The 24,175-nt window shown below is 46.0% G+C and carries 21 protein-coding genes; 7 read left to right on the top strand and 14 right to left on the bottom strand.

Going from position 1 to position 24,175, the window contains the following annotated elements:
- The first annotated feature begins 76 nt into the window (after nucleotides 1-76).
- From NFI81_RS02045 to NFI81_RS02035, 3 genes are read left to right on the top strand one after another with little or no spacing between them, the layout of a single operon-like run.
- Nucleotides 77-601 (top strand): (2Fe-2S)-binding protein, encoded by a 525-nt coding sequence (locus NFI81_RS02045; RefSeq protein ID WP_234614543.1) that lies wholly within the window; start codon nucleotides 77-79, stop codon nucleotides 599-601.
- A complete protein-coding gene (locus tag NFI81_RS02040) occupies nucleotides 598-1,593 on the top strand; it encodes an FAD binding domain-containing protein (RefSeq protein WP_234614544.1) in 996 nt (331 codons plus the stop codon). The genes NFI81_RS02045 and NFI81_RS02040 overlap by 4 nt, the downstream gene beginning before the upstream one ends.
- Complete coding sequence (locus NFI81_RS02035; protein ID WP_234614545.1) at nucleotides 1,590-3,848, top strand: xanthine dehydrogenase family protein molybdopterin-binding subunit; 2,259 nt, start codon at nucleotides 1,590-1,592, stop codon at nucleotides 3,846-3,848. The genes NFI81_RS02040 and NFI81_RS02035 overlap by 4 nt, the downstream gene beginning before the upstream one ends.
- 50 nt (nucleotides 3,849-3,898) lie before the next feature.
- Here the strand turns inward: NFI81_RS02035 and NFI81_RS02030 are convergent, their stop codons facing one another.
- From NFI81_RS02030 to NFI81_RS01980, 11 genes are all read right to left on the bottom strand, one after another.
- Nucleotides 3,899-4,831 carry an aldo/keto reductase gene (locus NFI81_RS02030; protein ID WP_234614546.1) on the bottom strand — a complete coding sequence of 311 codons (933 nt, stop codon included), beginning with the start codon at nucleotides 4,829-4,831 and terminating at the stop codon, nucleotides 3,899-3,901.
- Nucleotides 4,832-4,965: 134 nt separating this feature from the next.
- Nucleotides 4,966-5,391: a hypothetical protein gene (locus NFI81_RS02025; protein WP_234614547.1), complete on the bottom strand. Its 426-nt coding sequence runs from the start codon at nucleotides 5,389-5,391 to the stop codon at nucleotides 4,966-4,968.
- Nucleotides 5,392-5,477: 86 nt separating this feature from the next.
- Nucleotides 5,478-5,840 (bottom strand): hypothetical protein, encoded by a 363-nt coding sequence (locus NFI81_RS02020; RefSeq protein ID WP_234614548.1) that lies wholly within the window; start codon nucleotides 5,838-5,840, stop codon nucleotides 5,478-5,480.
- Nucleotides 5,841-6,039: 199 nt separating this feature from the next.
- Nucleotides 6,040-6,381 (bottom strand): hypothetical protein, encoded by a 342-nt coding sequence (locus tag NFI81_RS02015; protein WP_234614549.1) that lies wholly within the window; start codon nucleotides 6,379-6,381, stop codon nucleotides 6,040-6,042.
- Nucleotides 6,382-6,565: 184 nt separating this feature from the next.
- Nucleotides 6,566-6,910 (bottom strand): hypothetical protein, encoded by a 345-nt coding sequence (locus NFI81_RS02010; protein WP_234614550.1) that lies wholly within the window; start codon nucleotides 6,908-6,910, stop codon nucleotides 6,566-6,568.
- A 126-nt stretch (nucleotides 6,911-7,036) separates the two neighbouring features.
- Entirely contained in the window at nucleotides 7,037-8,917 is a 1,881-nt protein-coding gene (locus NFI81_RS02005; RefSeq protein WP_234614551.1) for a RagB/SusD family nutrient uptake outer membrane protein, read from the bottom strand.
- A gap of 9 nt (nucleotides 8,918-8,926) precedes the next feature.
- Nucleotides 8,927-12,181, bottom strand: coding sequence for a SusC/RagA family TonB-linked outer membrane protein (locus tag NFI81_RS02000; RefSeq protein ID WP_234614552.1), 3,255 nt, complete (start codon nucleotides 12,179-12,181; stop codon nucleotides 8,927-8,929).
- Nucleotides 12,182-12,876: 695 nt separating this feature from the next.
- On the bottom strand, nucleotides 12,877-13,659 hold the full coding sequence (locus tag NFI81_RS01995) for an SDR family NAD(P)-dependent oxidoreductase (RefSeq protein ID WP_234614907.1): 783 nt from the start codon (nucleotides 13,657-13,659) through the stop codon (nucleotides 12,877-12,879).
- Between the two features lie 5 nt (nucleotides 13,660-13,664).
- A complete protein-coding gene (locus tag NFI81_RS01990; RefSeq protein WP_234614553.1) occupies nucleotides 13,665-14,525 on the bottom strand; it encodes an alpha/beta hydrolase in 861 nt (286 codons plus the stop codon).
- A 54-nt stretch (nucleotides 14,526-14,579) separates the two neighbouring features.
- Complete coding sequence (locus NFI81_RS01985; RefSeq protein ID WP_234614554.1) at nucleotides 14,580-16,001, bottom strand: SDR family oxidoreductase; 1,422 nt, start codon at nucleotides 15,999-16,001, stop codon at nucleotides 14,580-14,582.
- Nucleotides 16,002-16,014: 13 nt separating this feature from the next.
- Nucleotides 16,015-17,394 (bottom strand): Gfo/Idh/MocA family protein, encoded by a 1,380-nt coding sequence (locus NFI81_RS01980; RefSeq protein ID WP_234614555.1) that lies wholly within the window; start codon nucleotides 17,392-17,394, stop codon nucleotides 16,015-16,017.
- Nucleotides 17,395-17,486: 92 nt separating this feature from the next.
- On the opposite strand from NFI81_RS01980, the gene NFI81_RS01975 reads away from it, so the two are divergent.
- Nucleotides 17,487-17,969: a DinB family protein gene (locus NFI81_RS01975; RefSeq protein WP_234614556.1), complete on the top strand. Its 483-nt coding sequence runs from the start codon at nucleotides 17,487-17,489 to the stop codon at nucleotides 17,967-17,969.
- An 18-nt stretch (nucleotides 17,970-17,987) separates the two neighbouring features.
- Here the strand turns inward: NFI81_RS01975 and NFI81_RS01970 are convergent, their stop codons facing one another.
- Nucleotides 17,988-18,566, bottom strand: coding sequence for a 3-keto-disaccharide hydrolase (locus NFI81_RS01970; RefSeq protein WP_234614557.1), 579 nt, complete (start codon nucleotides 18,564-18,566; stop codon nucleotides 17,988-17,990).
- Between the two features lie 250 nt (nucleotides 18,567-18,816).
- Between NFI81_RS01970 and NFI81_RS01965 the strand changes: the two genes are divergently transcribed.
- Nucleotides 18,817-21,219, top strand: a complete 2,403-nt coding sequence (locus NFI81_RS01965) for a PAS domain-containing sensor histidine kinase (RefSeq protein WP_234614558.1) — start codon at nucleotides 18,817-18,819, stop codon at nucleotides 21,217-21,219.
- Nucleotides 21,220-21,239: 20 nt separating this feature from the next.
- Here NFI81_RS01965 and NFI81_RS01960 read toward each other — a convergent pair whose 3' ends face one another.
- Entirely contained in the window at nucleotides 21,240-21,530 is a 291-nt protein-coding gene (locus NFI81_RS01960; protein ID WP_234614559.1) for a GNAT family N-acetyltransferase, read from the bottom strand.
- 163 nt (nucleotides 21,531-21,693) lie between these two features.
- Here NFI81_RS01960 and NFI81_RS01955 point away from each other — a divergent pair, with 163 nt between their 5' ends.
- On the top strand, nucleotides 21,694-22,686 hold the full coding sequence (locus tag NFI81_RS01955) for a phosphotransferase enzyme family protein (protein WP_234614560.1): 993 nt from the start codon (nucleotides 21,694-21,696) through the stop codon (nucleotides 22,684-22,686).
- A gap of 39 nt (nucleotides 22,687-22,725) precedes the next feature.
- Entirely contained in the window at nucleotides 22,726-23,244 is a 519-nt protein-coding gene (locus NFI81_RS01950) for a hypothetical protein (protein WP_234614561.1), read from the top strand.
- Here NFI81_RS01950 and NFI81_RS01945 read toward each other — a convergent pair whose 3' ends face one another.
- Nucleotides 23,245-24,159, bottom strand: coding sequence for a sugar phosphate isomerase/epimerase family protein (locus tag NFI81_RS01945; protein WP_234614562.1), 915 nt, complete (start codon nucleotides 24,157-24,159; stop codon nucleotides 23,245-23,247).
- Nucleotides 24,160-24,175 lie beyond the last annotated feature (16 nt).

The following is a 24,175-nucleotide window of genomic DNA, read 5'->3' as shown; positions in this document are numbered from 1 at the left end:
TCCATAAGGTTCTTTCGGAAAGGGAATAGTTTTTATAGTTCAATATAAAATCAACAACTATTCACCATTCGAGAATATGAGAACTGAAACAGCAGTTTTGCAAGAACCTGTCGCTAAAAAGCGGGAATTACCTGAATTTAAATGGGTAAACCTGACGATCAACGGACAGTCTTTCAAACTTAAATTACAACCCTGGGTAAGCCTGCTTGACGCGATCAGGGAATATGCAGGATTGACCGGAACAAAAAAAGGATGCGACCACGGCCAATGCGGCGCATGCACCGTGCTCATTAACGGCAAACGGATTAATTCCTGCCTCACCCTCGCAGTGATGAAAGACGGCGAGGCTATTACTACCATCGAAGGTCTTTCGGACGGGGCTGTAAATCATCCTTTGCAAGATGCATTTATAGAACACGATGCATTTCAGTGCGGCTATTGTACGCCGGGACAGATTTGCTCCGCTGTGGGCATGATCAACGAGGGCCGGGCACATTCCCTGGAAGATGTTCAGGAACTGATGAGCGGCAACATATGCCGTTGCGGTGCCTATAACAACATCAATGCAGCCATTATGGAAGTTAAATCTAAAATGGCATGAACAGTTTTTCATACAACAAAGCCTATGACGTCGCAGAAGCTGTGGCGGACATTCAGGAGCATGAAGATGCCAGATTCATTGCCGGCGGCACCAATTTGCTGGATCTGATGAAGGAGAATGTGATGAAACCGGATCATTTGACGGACATTAACCGGCTGGATCTGGCGGATATTACAGAAAATGAAGAAGGCGGACTGACCCTCGGCGCACTGGCGACCAATGCAGACACGGCCTGGAACGAGCTGGTTGAGCAACGCTATCCGCTTCTCGCAAAAGCTATTCTTGCAGGCGCATCTCCACAATTGCGCAATATGGCGACCAATGGTGGAAACCTGTTCCAACGCACGCGCTGCTATTATTTTTACGACACCGCCACTGCCTGCAACAAGCGCGAGCCCGGGTCAGGATGTTCCGCGATAAACGGGATTAACCGCATTCACGCCATTTTAGGAACAAGTGAACATTGTATTGCTACACACCCGTCGGATATGTGCGTTGCGCTCGCAGCATTGGATGCGAAGGTAAATGTCACCGGCCCCAACGGTAACAGAACGCTGGAATTTGCCGATTTTCACCGTTTGCCGGAGAATACGCCTCATTTGGATAACAACATCAACCCGGGAGAACTCGTCACTTCTATTGATCTTCCGCCGAGTAATTTTACCAAAAATGTTTTCTACCTGAAAGTCCGCGACCGTCAGTCTTATGCGTTTGCATTGGTTTCGGTTGCTGCCGCATTGGAACTGGAAGGTGATGTGATCAAAGACATCCGGGTTGCCATGGGCGGTGTGGCGCATAAGCCATGGCGCCGCCGGGACGTGGAGGAAAGTTACATTGGGAAGGCTGCTTCAACTGAAAATTTCCGGGAACTGGCCGAAACAATGCTGGCCGGCGCGATCGGGTTTGGTGGTAACACTTTTAAAATTGAGTTGGCTAAAAGAGCCATTGTCCGTGCTTTGAATGAGGCGCTTAAATCAGGTGAAAATTTATGAAAACGCAATATATAGGGAAGCCCGTTAGCCGGGTGGATGGATTGGCTAAGGTTACCGGGACTGCGAAATACTCCGCTGATTTCAAAGTCGAGGGCACGCTTTACGGCTACATTGTGTCGAGCAGCATTGCAAAAGGTAAGATGATAAGCATTGACACATCGCAAGCCATGGCGCAGAAAGGCGTTTTGCAGGTGTTTACGCATGAAAATGTGTCGGGTTTGCCTTGGTTTAGCATTAAATACAAGGATATGGATGCGCCAACGGGTTCGCCATTCCGGCCTTTGCATGATGACAAGATCGTTTACAGCGGCCAGCCGGTTGCGTTGGTCATAGCCGAAACTTTTGAACTGGCCAGATATGCGTCCTCGCTCATTGAAATTGCATATCAGGAAGAAGCTTTCACAACGGATCTGATTAAAAACTTAGGTAAATCATATAAAGCACCTTCGGGTAAAATCGGTTTTGTGCAGCCAAAGTCGCGTGGTGATGCGGAAGATGCCTACGAGCAGGCGGAATTCAAAATGTCCAGCTCCTACCAGCACGGCGCGGAGCATCACAACCCCATGGAGCTGTTTTCTACAACGGCCATCTGGGAGAACGGAAAGCTCACAGTTTATGATAAAACGCAGGGTGTTTCCAATTGCCAGTTTTACATTGGTAACGTGTTTGGACTTGCCTACAAGGATGTGCGGATCATTTCTCCGTATGTTGGCGGCGCTTTCGGTTCGGGATTAAGACCTCAATATCAACTTTTTATGGCTGTACTCGCAGCCTTGGAATTGAAAAGGCCCGTAAAGGTGGGATTAACCAGGCAGCAGATGTTCACCTTCGGGCACAGGCCTGTTACCACGCAGAACGTTGCGCTGAGTGCTTCTGCGGACGGCACATTGGAATCCATTAAACATGAGGCGTTCTCTGAGACTTCGCGTTTTGAAAATTATACCGAAATCATCGTTAACTGGTCCGGGACCATGTATAATTGTGATCATGTAAAACTGAAATATGACCTTGTAGGCCTGGATATGTACACACCTGTGGATATGCGTGCGCCGGGGGCCGTTACGGGTGCGCATGCGATGGAAAGTGCGATGGACGAGCTGGCTTATGAGCTAAAAATGGATCCGCTGATTTTCAGATTGAAGAATTATGCGGATGAGGATCAAACGGAAGGCAAGCCGTTTTCGAGTAAAGAACTGATTGCATGCTATCGCGAAGGTGCGGAAAAATTTGGCTGGACCAAACGGAATGTTGAACCCCGATCCATGCGGGAAGGCAATCAGCTCATTGGGTGGGGCGTTGCTACGGCTGCCTGGGATGCCTTTCAGATGCCGTCCAGGGCAAAAGCACTGCTGTCCATTGATGGAAAGTTGGTTATAAGTAGCGGAACCTCCGACATTGGAACGGGCACTTACACCATTATGACACAGATTGCAGCAGAAAGTCTGGGATTAAAGATTGATGATGTCACATTCAAATTAGGTGATACAAATATGCCCATTGCGCCCTTGGAAGGCGGTTCGTGGACTGCCGCTTCGGTAGGCTCTGCGGTGAAAGGTGTTTGCGAAGATGTGAAAAAGAAACTGACTAAAATGGCGGTCAAAACCGAAGGTTCACCATTTTATCGTGCGGACAAACACGATCTCTCTTTTGATTCGGGTTACATTTCGGATGTAAACGACAGTTCTAGAAACATTTCAATTGTCAATCTGATGCGACTGGCGGGTGTGAATAGTATTGAGGAAACATCCACCAGCGGACCAAATCCGCTCAATAAAATGAAATACACATTCAATTCCCACGCGGCAGTTTTCGCGGAGGTAAAAGTGGATGAAGATCTGGGTATTGTGCGTGTGACGCGCGTGGTCTGCGCGGTGGCGGCAGGGAAGATTTTGAACCCAAAAACAGCCAGAAGTCAGATTTTAGGTGGAGTTGTGTGGGGAATCAGTAAAGCGTTGAAAGAAGAAAGCAAAATGGACCATCAATATGGACGGTTCATGAACCACAATTTATCCGAATATCATGTGCCTGTGAATAAGGATATTAATGATATTGAGGTGATTTTTGTGGAGGAAAAAGATGATATCGTGAACCCGTTGGGCGTGAAAGGCGTCGGTGAGATCGGGATAATTGGTGTGGCGGGTGCTATTGCCAATGCTGTTTTTCACGCAACGGGCGTACGCGTGCGAAATTTGCCGATCACGATGGATAAAGTGCTTCAAATTGCCGAAGATGACAAGAACCAGGTTGCGGTTTAAGGCTGACAATTCGTTTAGAAACCTTATGACGATTGCTTGTCACAAGGTTTCTAAATTTTGTCTATCCATTCAACCATTTTTTTGCGCCCGGCTGCATCCGGAAGTTTGCCCAGGCCAGCGCCCAGATTATCGACCAAATGTTTTACATCCGATGTTCCCGGAATGGCGCAAGTGACAGCTTCGTGGCTTATAATGTATTTCAAAAAATACTGGGCCCAACTGCTAATGCCATAGTCGGCTGCAAAAGCCGGAAGTTCCTTGCCTTTCACAGCTCTGAATAATGCGCCCTGCTCAAACGGCTCGTTGATGATCACCGCCACGCCACTGTCTTTCGCCGCATTCAGCAAACTCTTATCTGCATTGCGTGACCGGATCGAATAGTTGAACTGAACAAAATCAATTTCTTTTGATTTCACAATCTGTTCCAGGCGCGAATGTGCGGAATCTGTGTAATGTGTGACACCAATGTATTTTACTTTACCCTGCGCTTTCCAGTCTTTTAATGTTTTAAGGTGGGTTTGCCAATCCTGCAAATTGTGGACTTGCATCAGATCCATCTTTTTACGGCCCATTTTTTTGAATGAATCATTCATCTGATCAATCCCCTCCTGCTTTCCTGTTGTCCAGACTTTCGTCGCGAAGAAAAACCGGTCATTGTTTTTCAGTTCTGTTGTCAGTTCTCCAATCACTTCTTCCGACCTGCCATACATGGGCGAGGCGTCAATGAGCTTGCCGCCCAACTCCTCCATTTTTTTCAAAACTTCTTTTAATGGAGTCCTTTCCGCCGCAGTCTGGCCTACGTCAAATTGTTGCCAGGAACCAAGCCCTATAACCGGGATTTTTTCTCCACTTGCCGGAATGGCCCTTTGTAACATCATTTTCTGATTGGTTTTTGCATGGGACAACAATGGGTTCAGCAGCATTGCACAGCCGGAGACACCCATACTTTTGATAATATCACGACGGGAAATAAAATGTTCCATATTTATTGGGTAGGATTCTGGAAATTTTCTTGCCCCAATTTACGCAACAATCCCAAAACTACGCCCGGCATCAAAAAAAGGAGCCCGACCAGCGGCCAGGCTCCTTCATCATTTTCACACCAAAACTTAATCAACTATTTTTTCTCAATTGTAACATTTACCTTATAATCCTCGATTTTAGGTGTTTGCGTGCTAATCGGGTAAGGTTGCAATTCACTCACTTTCAACACATAATTCTGACCGCTTAATGTGAATGTCTGGAAATCTGCTTTGCTATCGCCTTTGAACTCAACTTCCACTTCTGTTGTATTTTTTGAATCGGATACATTGAATTTGATTTTTGCACTTCCCATTTGAATGCAAACCACATCTTTTGGGCAGCGGCTGTCGTTTACTTCGCGGAGGTCAACTTTAAGGTCAGCACCCGATGCCGCGATTGTAGTTTGCTGGCGATAAGGCACGCTGGTTGCTTTCAGTTCAGGTTGTGGTGTTGCATCCTGTTTCTGGTCACAGGCCATTGCGGCTACCCAGATCAGTGCAAATAAGATTGTTCGTTTCATGCTAATAGTGCTTTTTAAATACAAATAAAAGAAACACCTGGTCTGAAAAAGGTTGTAACAAAAGTTGAAAAAATTATAGAACTGTTTTAAACCGCAAACGGAAGATCATAGTCCTTGGTAATGGGTTTCGAGCTGCGCGTTTTTACTATGACGCGCGCTTTCAAAGGACTTCCCAATACGAGATAATGTTTGATATACTGGTCTTCGTGAAAGGTCCAGGACTTGTCTTCCAGGAAATATTCTTCCGCATTCTGCTTTCCGGCTTTGTATGCCCATTGTTCCACAACGTTGGGCTCATATGTAACGATGCTTCCCATGCTCGTGATCTGAAGTCCCGGCACGCCGCTATTGCCGAGCTCGGTGCAGCTTTCCACGACAACGTTAATGGATGAATTGTCTTCCAGGTCTTTTACCGACCATTGGTCGAGTAGTGTTTTTAAATTAGCCATTTGGATGTGCTTTGATTTAAGTGTAGAAGCAAAGAAACATCGCTGATCCGGATAGGCAGATCATCATTTATTCTACGGCCAATGTAAAATAGCGAAAGGCAGGATCAGGGATTATTGAAAGGATAACCGTTTCTTATACAAAACAAAACAGCCGGAAACTTTCCCGGCTGTTTTTTAAAATTGTGGAAAAAACTATACTCTATCCCACATTATTTCCGTCTTTATCTAATTTCACCCTGGCACTTTCACCGCCTTTGGCTACTTGCAATTCGTAATATGGAGTCTTGTCGCCTTCTTTTATCAAAAAGGCCTTCTTCACTGTCCAACCTGAAAACTCCTCACCTTTGATCGTTTTTTTAATCCCCTCTGGAAGATCTTCCGGTTTTACTGCCACTTTATCTTCTTTGGTAGTCGTAGTGGTCTTTGTAGTCGTCTCTTGCTTCGTTTCCGTTTGAGCCGACTCTGCTGTCTGCGCCGTGGCCTGAACAGAAGCGAAAGAGATAAGTCCTAAGGCAAATGCCGATACTATTAGCTTTTTCATAATGTAGGTTCTTTTGAACTTGTTTTATTTTGCGATTCTGTGCATTCGCACTGTTGCATGATTAACTAACATCATTATGCCAAAATATCTAAATTACTAATAATCAGTTACTTATACGAATTTCGAATGGTGTGATTGTGCTGAACGAAATCCACGTTTTGTGGGATTAGTCTTCAAGACCACATCAATTAAGCACCTGACCATTCTTGTTAACCTTCATGCGCGATTGCTCATCGGCCTTGCGAACAACCAGTTCATAATACTCACCGCCGTCGTCCGCTATGACCAGGTATGCATCTGAAATTGTCCATCCTGCATAGGATTTGCTGTTCAATGCATTTCTCACTTTTTCTGGCAGATCCTCCGGCCGCAGCTGCACGCGCTTTTCGAGCTCGACCACAGTTGCCTTTTTCACAATATTTGCCTTGCTTATGCCTCCGCCACGATACATGGAACCGATCACGCCAAATCCGTATAGAATCGAGATAAGTAAAAGTCCCATTTCGAAAAACATCTGTCTTTTTTTCATGATAGTCAATAGCCAACTGACGCCTGGGTCGGAGTCTCTGTCATTAAGCTAAAATTATGCCTGCCGTAAAAAAGACGAAGCCACGTTCCAAACGGAACGTGGCTTCTACATTGCATTCTCAAACAGTTACTTATCGTAACCCGGGTTTTGAACCAGTTTCGCGTTACGGTTGATCTCGTCACGGCTGAAAGGACGGAAATACATCTTATCAACCCACGTCCGGTTTTCGTGCGATTTCTCGACAACCGGCGTATAGGTGTAAGTATAAATGTCTGTATCGTAATGATATGGCTCTCTCATAGACTTACCAGCCTTGAATTTGCCCAACACATTGATATACTCCAATGGACGGCCCAATGTTTCTTTGGCGATCATCCAGCGACGTGCATCATGGTAACGTTGTTCTTCGTAAGCCATTTCAATGCGTTTTTCGTGGCGGTAAGCTTCTTTCAAAGCCGCGCCAGTCACTTTCAATGCAGGCATACCCGCACGGAAACGAATCCTGTTCAGCCATAACAATGCTTCTGCTTCCTGACCAACCTCAATGCTCGCTTCAACATAGTTGAACACAACTTCGGTTGTGCGAAGGAACGGCCAGGGAATGTCCTGACGGTCTGTATTGTCGTACAATGCAGGGTTTGGATCAATGAATTTACGCATATAATAACCTGTGCGGCTACCATTCCAGTCTTCAATTGAGCTGCTGCGTGTATCCAATCCCTTGCGGTTGATCAATGCTCCTTTGTCATCCAAAAGGTCATAAGCGCCTGTCTGGATCTGATTTGCAGGATCTTTTGCATCCGAAGGACGTGGCTTCCAGTTTGCACCGTCATACATTACGGTGGCGTAAAAACGTGGATCGCGGTTCGTGTACGGTGCCGCTTTGTGCGTAGGATTGGTCCAAGAGAAACGGGTTCCGTCCATCAATTCATAATCATCCACCAAAAGACCGATCGGCGTGTTTCCGGCCCAGTTGTGATAACCGTTAGGCCCGTTGTTCAATCCCATCTGACGGGCGCCTTCGCTAAGGCTAGGCGTAAAAAATCGTCCGAAAATGATCTCATTCGCAGCCGAAGCATCTAGGGTTTTATCACCACTGGCTCCGCCCATTGCAATTGAAATGTAATTAGTCTTTCCTTGCGCGGCAGTTACCGGAGCAGTCAGGTTAAGCTTATAACCACCATCCGTTGCGGTCAGTGCAGCTTTTGCAGCAGCTTGTGCAGCAGTCCAGCGCGCTTTTCTGTCACCGGAAACATAACCCAGGAATTCCGGATTAGGGTACGCAGCAATCACAGCCGATTTGGCTTTCGCAGTTGGTATATCATGCAGATCGCTGGCAGCATATAGCAACACCCTCGATTTCAAAGCCAATGCAGCGGCTTCAGTCGCACGGCCTTTCACAAGTGTTTTGCCTTTTAACAATAGCGCAGCGCTGTCAAGGTCAGTTACGATACGGGTCACGCATTCCTCGTAAGTGTTACGAGGCACGGAGTAATCTTCATTCAGGTTATAAACCTTCGTGATAATCGGGGCAGAACCGTAGTACCGAACAAGTTGCTGATAGTAATAACCGCGCAAAAAGTAAGATTCCCCCATCAGACGCGCTTTCAAAGTTTCGTCGGTGAAAGTTGCCGTCTTAAGATTCGCAATAGCCAGGTTGGTTGCCCGGATCCGCGTATACATGGGTCCCCAGCCGTAAGTATCATCTACCCAGCCTAGGTTGGAAGGACTTAAACTTCCTTCATTCACCGTATTAATGTTCCGGCCTGTATGGGTAAATACTGCTTCATCTGTAAGGGAAGCAAGCATTTGCTCACTGAAACCGCCTTGCTGAAGACCAGCGTAAATTCCCGTCACAAAGCCTTCGGCCAAAGGACCTTCTTTCCAAACTTCTTCTGACGGAATTTCAGTTGGAGGCGTTACGTCCAAAAATTCCGTGTCGCAAGACACCAGCCCGATCGGGCCCAGTGCTGCTAAAAATATCCAATGTTTATAATTCAGTTTCATTTCTAATTCTTAAAAAGTTACACGTACACCTGCATTAAGTACTCGCGACTGCGGATAGTATTGTCCGTTTGAGCTGGTCGATTCCGGATCCCAGATTTTGATCTTATCGAATGTGAACAGGTTAAGTCCATTTACATACACCCTCAAATTACCCAAACCGATTTTGCTTCCTATTTCAGAAGGCAGGTTGTAGCCAAGCTCGATGTTTTTAAGACGCAAATAATTGTTGCTTCTCAAGAAGTAAGTGTTGGCACCAGCATTATCAAAATTGGTATAATAAGTGTTATTTCTGTTTGCAAGCCTTGGCTCTGTTGAACTTGGATTGTCGATAGTCCAACGGTTATCGTAAGCATATTGCAGGTAGTTACCAATGTCACCGGATTCAGTTTGTCCGATATATTGCAACCCGCCCAATGCTCCCTGGAACAGGATTGAAAGGTCAAATGCTTTGTAACCCAGGTTGATCGCTGCACCGCCTGTAAATTGCGGACGGTTTGTTTTTTCGGATCTCACTTTGTCATCGGCAGTAATTCTTCCATCATTGTTCACGTCTTTGAACTTCATGTCACCCGGACGGATTGAACCAGTGATACCGCTGTAATCCAATGGATTGGAGTCAACTTCTCCCTGATCGCGGAACACACCGTCGTATTGGTAAGCCAGGAATGAATTATATGGCATTCCGGTAGTCTGCTGGTAAGCAGGCGCACCCGGTGTTTCATCCCAGTATTTGATCTGGTTTTTGGCATAACCACCATTCACGCTCACTGAGTAAGTGAAATTGTCTGCGCTGCCATCGTAACTCACTTTAAATTCCCATCCCTTATTTTGCAGTTTACCTAGGTTTTGAGGAGGAAGTTTTCCATCAATACCGGCACTTGAAGGCGTTGAGCCAGTTTTTGGGATCAGGATATTCGAGCGATTGTTTACAAAATAATCAAATTCGAAAGCCACTTTATCACGGAACAATGTACCCTCGATACCGAAGTTCATGTTATTCGCAACCTCCCAGGTAAACGCCTTGTTGGCAACGCGCGATTCAAGAAGTGTTTTAGCAACCTGGTCGTTGATCACGTAAGAGCCAAAACCCATAGTAGACAAATATTGGTATTCAGCAAGTGTTTCTGTTCCGAGCAAGTAAGGCTCAGCACCCATTTGACCCCACGAACCGCGAATTTTAACATTGTTCATGAAATTGATATTGCCTTTCCAGAAATCTTCTTCTGAAATTCTCCAACCCGCTGAAACCCCAGGGAAGAAACCGAAACGGCCATCTTGCGGGAATACATAAGAACCATCTACACGCCACAGGAACTCAGCAAGATATTTTTCCTTGAAGTTATACCCTGCTCTACCAAAATAGCTCAAACGGGCTCTGCTGAACAGATCTGTGTTATTGATCGTCTGACCATTAACCGTTGCAGTTCCTGAGTTACCAATGTTTTGCTCTGGCGTTCCACCCGCAAAAAGCTGATCTACAACTGGTGAGATAAAGTAGCGACGGTAAGCAAAAAATCCATCCGCATCTACTTTTTCACGCTGAATACCAGCCATCACATTGAAATTGTGTGAGCCAACCGATTTCTCGTAAGAAACCTGGCCTGTCAACTGAATAGATAATTCCTGAGAAGAAGTTTCAGTCAAACGTGGATCACTGAATGTAGAGCGAACAGTTCCTGTAAGGAATGGAGAAGTTCCATCCGCTTCGTAGGTTTTTTTATCCCAAAAATAAAGCGTCCATGGTTTCTGGAAAGATTTCTGACGACGGATCTGCTTATCGATCGCAGCCATTGCATTTACTTTCAAACCTTCTACACCCGGAATAAGGATTTCAATGGATCCATTTGTTTGAATGTAGTCGCGTTTATCGTGGTTATAACCCGTTGTATTTGTTGTGATAACCGCCGGGTTCTGACCATTTTCGATATCAGGACCAGGTCGTCCGTCAGGCCAGATCGCAATTTCAGTTGGTTTTCCACGCATTAACATACGGAAAATATCTCCTGCGCCACCACCATTTGGAAAGCGACGGAACTCTTCACGAAGCGTCAAGCCCAGGTTTGCACTTACATACTTGTTGATTTTTGTATCGAGATTGATACGCATATCATATTGTTTGTAACCCGTTGCAGAATTCACATAGTTACCTTCCTGGTTAATGTGTCCAAGCGATGCAAGATATTTAATGTTCTCGCTACCACCAGTTAACTGCAAATTATGACGTTGCTGCGGCGACCAGTTACGGATCACGCTGTCATACCAGTCTGTATTGGGGTGGATCAAAGGATCCGATCCATCGGTAAATTTCTGAATGTCATCTGGTGTGAAAACCGCATTCAAAACGTTTCCGTTGTCTTTTCTTGTGTAAGCGCCGTTGGTGTTGAAACCTTGAAGCGCACCATCCCATTCACCAACTGCAAGGTTGTCATAAATCTGCAATTCGTTACGGATTGTAGCGTATTGTGTTGCATTTGACATCGTTGGCGTACGGGTCGGCTGAGCCATACCCATGTTGAAGTCATACGACAACTGAGGTTTTCCGGTTTTACCACGTTTTGTGGTAATCAAAATAACTCCATTACCCGCACGTGAACCATAGATCGCAGCAGCCGCATCTTTCAATACGGATACGCTTTCAATGTCAGCAGGATTCAAACGGTCCAAACCACCACTCCGGTTAGGAACACCATCCACAACGATCAATGCATTACTGTTACCCAGCGAGTTGGTTCCACGAATACGGATGGCAGAACCATCGTATCCCGGCTCCCCACTGCCTTGCACAGCCGAAACACCAGGTAACCGTCCGCTCAAAGTGTTGGAAAGGTTGGTTGCGGGCGCTTTTGCAAGCTCGCCACCTTTAACCGCTGTAACCGAACCTGTTAATGTTGCTTTTTTCGCTGTACCATAACCTACAACCACAACTTCTTCCAAAGCCTTCGTGTCGGTAAGCAATTTCACATCCAGGCTGGTTTTGTTACCCAAAGGAATTTCCTGGGTAATGTAACCAATAAATGAAAACACCAATGTACTCGTTCCAGGCGCATTAACCGTGTAATTCCCCTCCAAATCCGTGACGGTACCCGTAGATGTACCTTTCACCACAACGCTAACGCCGGGAAGCCCCTGCGACTGCTCATCATTGACTTTTCCCTTTACCGTAACATCCTGAGCAAATGCAGCGGCCGTGACGATGAATGTCAGAAAAAGGGAAAAAAAGTACCGGCTTAGGCCCCGGTCTCTTTCAGGTTTAGAAATCCCCATAAGTAGAGTATAGATAGTAAATAGTTAAAAAATAGTTAAACATTGAAAAATCTTGATCCTTATATAAATGGCATTTCGGGTGTCGTCTCGGCTACTCTCTGTGTCTTTTCTACACAATTATTTCAATTAAAAATCGGTAACATTCTATCCCCTGCGAGACGTTAGTTTTCGCAGAAAGCAATCAGCAAAAATTAGAGGGGTTAAAGCAAAAGCGACACTTGCGCTGCTCTCATATTCCGTCGCTGCGGAGCCGGTATATTGTAACCGGGAGTACAAAAAGATATGATATTATTCACATAAACAAGCATTCCTGCTTTCTGACTATGTTTTCTTCGAAAATAACCATAGGTTACTTAACGTATAACCAATAACCGTGTCATTTCGACACTTAAATCTTGTTTATTCCATAAATTGTCACAAAAATTGATTATGATGGAGTCTTCACAAAAACCTTTCAACACTTTTTCCTAGCCATCTTCGGCCATATGCCGCAGAGAAGAGAGAACCAAACATCTGTTCGGTCCGTAGCTGTTATAACTAATTGAGAATTGCTTTTATTATGTTTTAAAAGAAAATATTTATGTAATCGTTATAAGATATGCTTATACGATATTTTTAAAAACTTATGAAAAACAAATTACATTTGTGGGGAGTAAAAAGTCATCATTGCACACCAAATCACTAACATATCCAACTCAATGCGCTGTCCAGCCGCCGTCGACGGTAAGGATGGAGCCGACCATGTAGCTGGATGCTTCGCTGGATAGGAATATGGCGGCACCCTGGATTTCTTGGAGATTGGCCCAGCGCTGCAGGGCTGTGGCGCCGATGATGATGTCGCGGGCTTCGTCGCTATCGGCGATGGGAATGTTCATTTCGGTGAGAAATGGGCCCGGGCAGATTGCGTTGACGTTAATATTGAAAGGCGCCAGTTCCATGGCTAACGCGCGCGTCATTTGCACGACCGCGCCCTTGCTAGCCGTGTAAGGCGTTCTGTTTGCAAGGCCAACGAGTCCGAGCGTGCTGGCTAGGTTAATGATTTTGCCGCTTCGTTGCTGCTTCATAAGAGGGGTTACGGCCCGTGAAGCCAGCCACGTGCCATTAACATTCACTTCCATAACCTGATTGAAATCCGCAGGAGAAAGCTGGTCGATCGGGCCGCGTATATTGATCCCCGCGCTGTTGATCAGGATATCGATTTTTCCAAAAGTCTCAACCACAAATCTTACCATGGCCTCAGTCTGATCGACGCTCGTGATGTCTGCTGCAAAAGAAGTAACCTGTGTTCCGAATGCGCGTAATTCCGCGGCGCTTTTCTCGCCATCGAGTGCATTGCGATTTACCAGCACAATGTTCGCCCCGGCCGAGGCAAGTCCGGCAGCCATGGCAAGTCCTAGGCCCTTAGAGCCACCGGTTATGACGGCTACCTTGCCAGATAAATCAAAAAGCTTTATTCCCGGTAAATCGGAGACCGACATCATGTTTAATACTGATGAAAAGCTTGCGATACGAATTCAAGCACTTTTGGAAGCGATTCACGCCAGTAAGTCCAGTTATGCGCGCCCTCGCGGATCCTGAACTCATGCGGAATCTCTTTCTTTTTCATGGCAATGTGCACCAGACTGTTTCCTTCATAAAGAAAATCATCGTCTCCACAGTCAATATACCAGCGAATTGCCTTTTTCTGATCGTCTTTAATATTATTGATCAACGCCAATGCGCTGTGCCGATTGTAGTAATTGGTAACCGTCGAATCCTGAATGTCGGGATTGTTGCGAACCAGATTCTTTTTAGCGTCTTCAACAGTGATAGGCCCGGCAGATGCGCTTAACGGACAAGCAGACGAAAACAGCTCGGGGTGATGCAGCGCGTACATGTAAGTGCCGCCGCCACCCATCGAAAGTCCTGCAACTGCCCGGAAACGCTTGTTGGCTTTGATACGAAACTTTTTTTCCACATGCGGCATGAGTTCCTGGAAAAAGAAATCTTCATAATTCCAGTCACCCTTTACATCATTAAAATAACCTCGTCTGCCCGTGTCCGCATCCGGCATGACAATGATCATCGGCGTGGCTGTGCCTTCGCGTATGGCTTTGTCGGTAATGTTGAGGACTTCTCCAAACTGAACCCAGCCGGTATGATCATCGCCAGCGCCGTGCAGCAAATAAAGGACAGGATAGCTTCTTTCTGAAGTCGCATAATCGGGCGGCAGGTAAATCGCGTATTTTCTTTCCGATTTCAGCAGCTTGCTGGGGACTGATAAATTATCCATCACCTTGCCCGTTTGCGCAAAGGCCGAAAGCGTATGCATAGCCAGAAAAAAAGTACAGATTACCTGCTTCATACGTCCGATTGGATTAGGGTTAAAATATGCTCCGGCTTAAAAAGGAACCACGTATCACACTTTACCCGCAATGTTGGTAATCATTCCTTTAAAAATAAATGCATGGAACGGAAGCACGGCATACCAGTAAAGCCTGCCCATCAATCCAAGCGGCCGAAAAGTGGCTGTTTGCCTTAGCACATTGTTTTCGTCCAGACAAAATTCCAACCAGGCCTCGCCGGGAAGCTTCATTTCGGCATACAACAAAAGTCTTTTTTCTTCCTTATTAGCCAGCAGCACACGCCAGAAATCAAGCGGATCGCCGGGGTAGATTTGCTCAGGGTGCCTCCTGCCTCGTCGCAACCCCACCCCGCCTGTGACTTTGTCCATAAATCCACGGATCTCCCAAAGCCAGGTGCCATAATACCAGCCGGTTTTCCCGCCTATCGACCAGATCCGTTTCATTACATATTCGGGATCATCGATTTTGAGTTCTCTTTTATCAATAAAACAGCCGTTGGTGGGCACCTGCATGTAACTGGAAATGCCTTTGGAAAGTGCGGCGCTGCTCTGCGCCCCGGTCCAGCTGGAAAGAACCTGGTTCTGTTCTATTTTGTCAAACGCCAGACTAATCGCCTTTTCATAGCCTAACAATTCAATATGAAGCTTCTCTGCCAGATCATTTGGCCGGCAAACAACCTTCACCTTCATGCTATGAACCAGATTTTTAGCCAGCGAATAAGATGTGGAAGTGACAAAGTACAGCCAGTAGGAAGATAATTTCGGCGTCATAACCGGCACAACCAGAATCCGTCTTTTCAACCCACGGACCTGCGCGAATTTCAACAACATTTGTTTGTAAGTGAGAATGTCCGGGCCGCCTATATCGAAGCTTTTGCCATAGGTTTCCTCTAAAAGCAATGTTCCGGTGAGGAAATCGACCACATTACGGATTGCTATGGGCTGGCATTGCGTGTGCAGCCAGCGCGGCGTAATCATCACGGGCAGTTTTTCAACAAGATCCCTGATTATCTCAAAAGACGCGCTGCCCGATCCGACAATGATGCCTGCGCGCAATGTGGTTAATGCATAATGATCGGATTTGAGAATTTCCTCGACATTTTTCCGGGATAGCAAATGTTTGGAGAGCTCCTCTTCATTGATAATTCCGCTCAGGTAAATAACCTGCCTGGCTCTTGTTTTTTCAATCCTTTGCTTAAAATGCTTTGCGGTGGTTTCTTCCAGTTCCTCAAAATCCCCGCTGCCTGCTGACATGGAATGAATGAGATAATAAGCGACATCAATGTCTTCCGGGATGTGAGCAAGCGTTGCTTCATTCAGAAAATCCACTTCTATAACCGTTGCGCCAGGAAATTGCGGCGCATTGAAACGCTGCTTATCCCTGACGCAACAAAAAACCTCATGCCCTGCTTCCAGCAACACCGGAAGTAATCGCTGTGCAATGTATCCGGTGGCACCTGTCAGTAGGATTTTCATTCAGTTTCGTTTTTTACTTCTTTTTAACTTTCATCGCAACCGGGTCCCAGTTGATGATCTTTTTGGAAAAATAACTTTCATTACAAGCCAGCACCGGAGCCGCCGCGCGGAAACCGAAAATAGGATCCTCAACGGTGCCTACGCTTCCTTTTTTAATGTTATCAAAAAAATCAGCGAAGTGATTGGCGTGCGCGTCGTCTTCTTTTGGCGCAGTGAACTTCACTTCTTTTACCGGGTCTGCCTTGCGGGTGTCTTCGGGATATTGTGCGTCATATTGCTTCTTGAATTCCTTTTGCTCACTTTCCGAAAACGTGTTATAACTGTCGTAACCACCGAAACCAGGTGCTTTTGGCAATTTTTTCTTAGTTAACACTAAATTATTTTCGGTAAATTCTATCTGTCCTTCTGTTCCGATCAGGCGTGTATTGTTGGCAATTGCACCTGCATTGGCAAAATTCACGCGAAGCACCATCTGGAAATTGGCATGAATGTCGGTCTTGGGGTAATCCAGGATCGACACCAGCACATCCGGCACGTCGCGGCCATCTTTCCAGTAACTGAGCTCGCCTGATGACATAATGCGCTCCGGGCCCAGCGAATTGGTTACAAAATGCACGCCAGTGATCAAATGCACAAATAAATCCCCTCCTACACCTGTCCCATAATCCCGGTAATTTCTCCATCTGAAAAAACGCTTGGCCTCAAACGGCACTTTTGGCGCATCACCCAGAAACTGGTCCCAATCCAATGTGGTTTGCGAAGCATCCGTCGGGATTGAATAATTCCAGGCCCCTATCGAATTAAAGCGGTCATTATTGGATTCCACATAATTGATCTCGCCAATTTCGCCCGCCTGAAACAGCCTTTTTGCTTCCTTAAACGAGGCTGAACTGATCCGCTGGCTGCCGATCTGCATGGTCTTGCCTGATTTTTTCCAGGCATCGATCACCGATAGCCCTTCATTAATGTGATGTACCATTGGTTTTTCACAGTAAACATGCTTTCCGGCTTGGAGTGAGGCTTTGGTAATGTGATCATGCCAATGGTCGGGAGTGACGATGAGGACGGCATCTATGTCTTTTCTTTCTAAAATCTGGCGATAATCACGCGTTGTAAAAATATCCTTCCCGAAAACTTCCTTCACGCGCGTCAGCCTGCCATCGTACAGGTCAGCAGCGGCAACAAATTCTGCATCGGGAGCGCCCCTTAATGCGGCTTTCGTGTCCTGATTGCCCTGAATTCCCATGCCAATGGTGGCAAAACGAATCTTGTCATTCGGGCTGATCTTTTTGAGATCTTTGATAATGTTAAAAGGCTTGGCAATGCTTTCAGTGGCTAATAAAGCTGAGGCAGCTGTTACGTTCCTGAGAAATTTCCGTCGGGTAGGATTCATGTTAAATATGACTAAAATGTTACATTGTGATGATTCCACTAAAATAAGGAATAAATATTTGTCGAACCACAACGAGCTTCTATTTAGAATTTATGGACGAAACGCAGCGCAAAAAACTTGTAAATGAACTCATTAGCCTCATTGAAAAAGGCAATGCACACGTCAGTTTTAAAGATTCAGTAGCCGATTTACCATCCGGATTACGCACAGTTATTCCCGAAAACCTGCCTTACAGCATCTGGCAATTGGTTGAACACATCCGGATCGCACAGAAAGATATTGTAGATTTTTCAGCCTCGGCCGACAGCAAGTCACTGGCCTGGCCGGACGACTACTGGGTTGAACCGACCGATGCGGTCAGTGACGACGATTGGAATAATGCATTGAAACAAATTGAAGAGGACCAGCAGCGTTTTCAGGCTTTATTAGAGGAGAAGCAAAATGATCTGTTTGCACCGCTGCCTTGGGGAACGGGACAAAGTTTGCTGCGGGAGGCCATGCTCATTGCCGATCACAATGCCTATCACACCGCCGAGATAGTGATTGCGAGACGATTATTAAAGAGTTGGAAATAAAACGGCAGTCGCGGACTTTTATAATTCTTCTATAAAAATATCTTTATAAAAAACCTTTGCCTTACCGCCGCCATGGATCTGTAAGCCAATGATGCCTTGCTGAGGAATGAATTTGTCGGGTTCGGTGTAATCCACGGTTTGCTTGCCATTGAGCATAATCCGGATCCGACCATTTTCACTCCTGACTTGATAGTCGTTCCAATCATTGAGCTTAACCAATTTGAGTACCTCAACGGAATCAGGGGCGATGAGCGTTTTGTTCCGGCGAGACTCGTCGTAAAGACTTGCCCAGAACTTCGCTCCCAGGTCTGCCTGATACCCGATCATTTCGTAAGACGGATCTTTGGATCTTACGCTGTGAAACTGAACGCCCGTATTAATGAAGCCTTCATGACCGGTCAGCTTGAATTTAACATTCAGGATAAAATTGGAATAGGTTTTCCTGGTACACAAAAAATTATTGTGAGGAACCGTTTCTTCCAGAGAGCCGCCGGCAATGGCGCCGTTCTCAATTTTCCAGGTTTTTACTGTGTCACCCTCCCAGCCGTTAAATGTCTTGCCGTCAAACAGCGAAACTTTCTTTTTCTGGGGAATCATGGCAAAAACGGTTAGCATCATAACCGCCAGGAATAAGTAGGATCGCGTTTTTAGCATAATGTCAGCATGAATATGATTACGGATAAAAGTCTTCTTGCCAAATTCTTTACTATCCGCCCCTGGGCCTAATCCAAAATAGGTTCGCCCGCTCAATCACGCGTTACTGCTTTATCATTAATATCAGTATTTTTACAGACAATGTATATTTCAAGTATTGAGGAAACCGAATACGAAGCTGGATTTATTAAAAATGATCGAAACGCTTAACAATAGCAATAAAGACAACCTGCTTGTGGCCATTGAAAGGTTTGAGCTTGTGGCAAAAGCAACGCACGATGTCATTTGGGACTGGGACCTTGAAAAAGGCACGGTTTGGTGGAACGAGGGAATGAAAGAAGTTTTTGGACACACACCTCAGGAGATTGAACCGGGGCCGGAAAGCTGGTTCAACCGCATCCATCCGGACGATCGGAACAAGGTGATCCATCATATGCATGTTGCCATCAACCGTGCAGATTCTAATCGGATGGACCAATATCGTTTCCGCCGGGCAGATGGCAGCTATGCTTACGTGCACGACCGGGGTTATACCATCCATGTGGATGGAAAGGCGGTGAGAATGGTTGGCTCGATGAGAGACCTTTCCGAAAAAATGCAGTCGGACGAGGCACGGCTTGAAAGCGAGGCCAATTTGCAATTTGCGTTAAGTGCGGCCCAGCTCGGTGTCTGGAATATGAATCCGGAAACGGGTGTCGTTTACTTTGATGAGCGGTGCAGGGGACTTTACGGAAACCCCTCTGAGGAAATCCTTAACTATGAAAGTTTAATTCAACACATTCATTTTGAAGACCGGGAAAAAGTGGTCAATGGTATCTCCCATGCATTGGATCCGGAAAAGCGGGCTGCTTATGACATTCGTTACAGAACGGTTGGCGCGTCAGATAAAACTTTGCGCTGGCTGCATTGCACCGGCAAAGCCTACTTTACACCAGAAGGCGTTCCATATCGGTTTTCGGGTGTTTCCCGCAATGTGACTGATGAAATATCCAGTAAGGAAAGGGTTGCGTGGGCGGACCAGCAGGCCGCAATGACAATAGAAGGTTCCGGGGCAGGATCCTTCCTGGTCACGCTTGATTCCAATGAGCTTATTTACTCTCCAACCATGTCGCGCATCATTACGGGCAGGGAGAGCAGCGCCATTTCGAGGGATGTATTCGTCAGGCACGTGCATCCGGAAGATTTTGAGAAAAGATCAGCTGCCTACGAAACCGCTTCAAAAACAGGCGAACTGCGTTATGAAGCCCGTTTTGTGTGGCATGACAACTCGGTTCACTGGGTGAGGGTTATCGGGCAATATCTTTACGACAGCACCGGGAAAGCCATTTCTCTTTCGGGCATCGTGATGGACATCACGGACCGCATCGAGTCCGAAAATATAATCAGGACGAGTGAAGAACATTTGCGTAAGCTTATTGAGCAGGCGCCTGTTGCAACAAGCATGTTCATTGGCAAAGATATGATCATTGATTTGCCGAATGAGGCCATGTTAAAAATCTGGGGAAAAGGAGCCGGCGTGATTGGGAAACCATTGCGGGAAGCACTTCCTGAACTGGAAAACCAGCCTTTTCTGCAAATACTGGATGATATTTTTGAAACCGGAAAGCCCTATGCCGCATCCGGCAGCCGGGCCGACCTGATGATTGACGGTGTACTCGAAACTTTTTATTTTGACTTCAGTTACAAGCCATTACGCAACTCGACAGGCGAAATTTATGCAATCCTGAACATGGCCGTAGATGTAACCGAACAAGTAAAATCCCGCCAGGCGCTGGAACAAAGCGAAGAGCGCTATCGCCAGCTTGTCAATGAATTGGAGCGAAGGGTGCAAAAACGCACGGAGGAACTTCACCAGGCCAATCAGGAGCTGGTTAATTCTAACAGCAATTTGCAACAATTTGCCTATGCTGCGAGCCACGATATGCAGGAACCGTTACGTAAAATCCAGTCTTTCAGCTCGCGCTTGCAAACCGTTTATGGAGGGTCGTTCGACGAAAACGGTGTCTTTATGCTCAACAGAATTCAGGACGCCTCCAAAAGAATGTCGAGCATGATTGACGATTTGCTTGCTTATTCAAGGCTTACCACCCGGGACAGTGCCTTTGAGCCAGTTGATCTGAAAAAAATCGCATCCGCGGTGATTGCAGACCTGGAATTTTCAATTGAAGAACAAAAGTCCCAAATCAAGGTCGGGCCGCTGCCTGTTGTCTGGGGCAATCCTGCTCAGTTAACTCAACTTGTCCAAAATTTGCTGAGCAATGCAATTAAATACAGGAAACAGAATGTGCAGTCAATCATTGAAATCCATGCTCACGGGCTGGACGAGCAGGAACTCAGCGCATTACCACGGATATTACCGGAACATTCGTACATCAGGATTGAAGTCAGCGACAACGGCATCGGCTTCGACGAAAAATATCTTGACAGAATATTTCAAATGTTCCAGCGCTTGCATGGGCGCGGCGAATTTTCTGGCTCGGGCATTGGGCTGGCATTATGTAAAAAGGTTGTCCAAAACCATCACGGCCACATTACCGCCCAAAGTGAGCCCGACAAAGGTTCAACTTTTATGGTGTATCTACCCATTCCAAACTGATCAAATGCGACTCGTCTGCTTTATTTCTTCCAGACATCCTGATATTCGTCAGGATGTTTTTTAAATTGAACATGCACATATTCGCATAATGGAACCACTTGAAGCTCATGTTTGCGCGCGTATTCAACCATCTCATACAGCATTAGCTTCGCAAGGCCTTTTCCCGACATATTTTCGTCAACTTCGGTGTGGTAAACCGTCAGCGCAGTTTCGCTGACACCGATCACCATTTCCCCGACCTGCTTTCCTTCTTCTTCAAGATAAAACGCTCCTCTTTTGCGCGCATCCAGCTTTAATTTTACCTCACTCATACATTTTTTTGATATACCAGAAAATCAACATGATGGCCGCTAAATAATTGTTCCCGCCATAGGTTGCCAAATTCACCCATATTCAAGTAAAAACCAAATTAGTTGAGGATGATTCTATAATTTCGCCGCTCTCTATAATTTCCGCCGCTCAAAGCAAATTTATATGTCGCACTTTCCTGTTACGAGTTCGAACTTATCGACGTCCCATTTAGCAGAATTTCTTTGCGCAAAATATTTCCCTGATGCCAAAGTGCAATGCAGGTTATTGAAGGCGGGCATTAGTCACACTTATCTTGTGAATGCTTCGGGCGCCAAATATATTTTTCGCATTTACAGCCTGGGCTGGCGAACCGAGACCGAAATCAATGAGGAGCTGCGGCTACTTTTGCATTTAAAGCAGAATGGTATCTCCGTTTCATATCCTATGGCCGACGAAGAAAGTAATTTTCTTCAATCTTTCAATGCTCCGGAGGGAGATCGTTATGGAGTAATGTTCTCCTTTGCGGAAGGTGAAAAACAACTGAATTTTTCGTTAGATACCCACTTCCGGACTGGTGAATTAATGGCTCAAATGCATTTGTTGACCCGGGATTTTCATCTGGATCGCGTTACTTACACGAGCGAGACGATTCTGGTTGACTCGCTGGAACAAATTGCTGAATTCCTGGCCACAGATACGGAAGAAATGGCTTTTTTACGCTCTACACAACAGTTTTTGCTAAAAGAATTTGCCAGTGCAGATGAAAGTCAGCTGCGAAAAGGCGCAGTACATTTGGATATCTGGTTTGACAACCTCAACATTGATAAGGATAACCAGGTCACTATTTTTGATTTTGACTTCTGCGGAAATGGCTGGTTGTGCCTGGACATTGCCTACTATATTTTACAAGTACACAGTGTTGAAAAAGACGAGCAGGAATGTAAAGACAAGGTTGGTAAGTTTATGGAAGGATATGAATCGGTAACGGCAATTTCCAGCGAAGAAAAAAGGATTATTCCGATGCTGGGCGTGAGTCTGTATTTCTTTTACCTAGGCATTCAGTCTCAGCGTTTTGATAATTTTTCCAATGTCTTTTTCAACGACGTTTACCTCAAAAGGTTCATCAACATATTGGTCAAAAAATATTTTGACAAAGCTAAAACTGCGCAGCTATAATGGTTGAACGCTAATGCAATCACACTAAACAACACCGCTATGTTATTCAAGATCCTTTTTCCGGCCCTGTTTCTGACAGGCGTCTATTTTTTAATCAAAAGCATTGGCTGGATCATGCAAGTTTACGCCGGCCCGAAAATTGAATTTCCGGCAAGAACGGCTGACAACATCATTAAAATAGATAAACCCGGCGATTATGAAATTGCTTACAAGCGTCCGTCGCTGACGGGTGTAATTCCATCTAACTACGCTCTTACATTATTCAGGAATGCAGATCAGCAGGAAGTGAACGTTGTTGGTTCTGTTAATTTACTGGGTATGCGAAAGGATTTATCGGGCAACCGCATTGTGCCGGTTGCATCATTCAGCATTGATCAGCCAGGCACATACACATTGCGTGCAATTGAGTCGGAAAGTTTTAAAGTAGGTGATAAACTGCTGATCACAGCCAAAACCGGAGCAAAAGGCTTTTTGGCCATATTCGCAATCCTGATCTCAGCCATTGCGTTGATTGCTGGTCTCGTTCTGAGCATTTTAGCCTGGATGAACAAGCTCTGATCAAACGCCCTCGGTCACCTTTTTCATTTTGGTCAAGCCGGTTTTTGCTACCAAAAGAGCGTCCTGCGCATAATAATCCTTATTGAAAACTTCAAAGGATAGGATGACAGGCCGGTCCGGGTTTTTCAGGGATTTTAGAAGGTCTTTCAAAGGTGCCACACCATCGCCCGCGTACACGCGGTCGGCGTCTGTGATCGTCTCGCGCGGAGGCGTTGCGGGATAGTCATTGATGTGAAAAATTTCTACCAAAGGCTTTCCGACATCCTTCACAGCGTCCATGCCCGAGCCTCCTTTATGCAAGTGGTAAACGTCCATCAGCAAGCGCGCGGATGGGTGTCCCGACTCCACTGCAACGTAAAGAATCTCTCCTACCCGGCTCAGATTCTTGGAAAAACCCCATAATTCGAGATGCGGCACGACGCCCGTTTTGTCACCCAGTTCGAGGATAGTCCGGTAACGCTCTGCCACTTTCGCCAGATCCAGCGAAGCGCCGGTTGTGGCCCCCATAGGCGGCGCAGCAATGCGCGGGCAGCCGATCTGCGCCAGTTGATCCATCTCAACTTTAAGCTGCTCAATTGCTTTGGAACGCGCCGATTCATCATCAACAATCCAGGTTGCAAAACCAATGGCATCCTCTACTTTAATGCCAAGATCATTGATAATCTTCTTCGCTTCCTGCAATGTTCCGCCGGTTTTCAGGTAATCCTGCAAGGTATTGATCCAAATTTCCACAGACCCGAAACCTGCTTTCGAAGCAACTTCCAATTCCTTCCTGAAACCGAGCTTATGACCTCGCAAAGTGCTCATATTCAGGGAGTATATAAAAGGCTGCGCTTTGATTTTTGCTGCTTCGGCGGGTAATATACCCGCGCCGGAAACGGCCAGGATAGAGGATAAAGCGGTTCTGCGGTCCATTAAATTATTGCTGATT

The organism is Dyadobacter fanqingshengii (assembly GCF_023822005.2).
Classification (GTDB): Bacteria; Bacteroidota; Bacteroidia; order Cytophagales; family Spirosomataceae; genus Dyadobacter; species Dyadobacter fanqingshengii.
This window is presented reverse-complemented; position numbering and strand designations above follow the sequence as displayed.